1 protein-coding gene is annotated in these 1,792 nt (G+C 69.1%); it reads left to right on the forward strand.

The window, feature by feature from the left end; all coding sequences use genetic code 11:
• Nucleotides 1-90: 90 nt before the first annotated feature.
• Nucleotides 91-1,792, forward strand: a 1,702-nt coding sequence (locus tag LQV45_RS29775; protein WP_230010743.1) for a hypothetical protein, incomplete at its 3' end; no start/stop codon positions are given.

Consider the following 1,792-nt stretch of genomic DNA (forward strand, 5'->3'; position numbering starts at 1 on the left):
GCCCGGGCCAGCGGCGCCTTGGGCCTCCGGCACGGAGTATGGTTCCTGCTGGCCAACCCCGACATGGCCCAAGTTCCGGCCGCCGACGTTGTGGACCGGCAGTTGCGCTCCATGACACCGGAGGAAAAGACCGCCGCCACGATCATTGCCATGGCCGGACCGCTATCCCTGTCCCAGATTCTGCGGATCAGTGGTCCCAAGGCCGTTGATGCCCTGGACACCGCGGGCATCATTGCCGTCTCCACGGGTCATGACCGGCTGGTTCGGGCGGCCAGCCCGATCCTTGGCGAGATTATCCGCCAGCGGGTCCCGGCCGGCCGCAGTTCGGCCCTGCGTTCGAGCGTGTTGTCGCTTCCGTCGGCACGGGCCGCCGCGCCGGGAGCGGCCCTCAACCGGCTGCGCTGGTCCATGGACTGCGGCGTAGAGATCCCTCCGATCCAGCTCCTGCAGGCCGCTGTCGCCGCGAACACGGACCTGGACCCTGCGACCGCGTCCCGGGTGGCTGGCGCCATCCGGGACGCCCGGTTCCTCCCCGAGGCCCGGATCCAGTTGGCTTATTCGCACTTCATCGCGGGGCGCACCGAGGCCGCTGTGGCGTGTCTGGGGGCCGCACAGCCGGTGCCCTCCGGACGGCCGTCCTACCTGGCTGCCCTCCTCGCAGCCCGGCTCGGGTCCGCAACGCCGGCCCGGCAACAGCAAGCCGACGCCGGGACGCACAGCCCGGCCTTTGGACTGTCCATGGAACCAGAGCTCCTGGAATCGCGGGCCCGGGATTCACTGTCTGCGGATTTCGCAACGTGCACCGACCTTTCCGGGCGCGCTCCGGCGGGACGGCCGTCGGACGTGACAGCTGCCGGGGGACTGGCCACAGAGCTTCTGAGTCACTCGTGGGACGGCAAGTTCATGGCAGTTGGAACCGTGCTGCGCGAACTCATCGCCGCGGCCGGCGCCTATCCCGAAATCCGGGTCCCGGCAGTTTCCCTCCTCGCCGAACTCTTGACCGCCCAAGGTCAACTCCGCGCAGGGCTGCGATTGGACGGAGAGGCATGGGGCGGCGCCCGAACCGCAAGCCTGGAACTTCCCTTGGTCTACGAGGACCTCGTGGTGCGCCACTGCCTGAATCTGATCTGGGCAGGCGACTGGGACCGGCTCGGAAATGTCCTGGACGATTACGCGGCCCGTGAGCCTGGGCGTCTGCTGTACAGCGGCGGCATGCTGCACCTCATGCGGGGCTATTCGCGGTTGCGCCAGGGCAGGATGCGTGAAAGCTTGGCCGAACTTCGGCTGAGTGTCGAAGAGCTTACTATCGCCGACCCGTTAGGTCTGTTGCCGTTTGCGCGCGCCGTTGCGGCCTACGCCGCAGGCGCCGTCGGACGCCACCATGAGGCCAGCCAGCATGTGCTGGCCTACCGGCTCTCGGAGTACCGGGAGCCGAAAACCCTTCACCTGCTGGCAGAGGCGTACTGCCGGGCGGCTGAACCCGGAGAAGGGCCCGGAGGGAGCGGTGCAGGAGCTTTGGCGCGGCTGGCGGACGAGGCCCTGCACGAGAGCCTGCGGGGCGTTGAAACCGATATCAGGCGGCTCGCGCTCCGCGGCGGTGACACCTCGGGCGCCGAAGCCCTCGCCCTCAGCAGCGGCGCAGTCGACGGCCCGGAAGCCAGGCTGGTGGAGTCCTACGCGCGAGCGGTGTCGGCGTCCGATGCGTCCGACCTCATTGGCATCAGCGACGACGCGCTCAATGCAGGGCACGGGCTCCTTGCCCTTGAGGCCGCCCAGCAGGCCGAGCGGATCC

Source organism: Microbacterium sp. Bi128 (assembly GCF_918698205.1).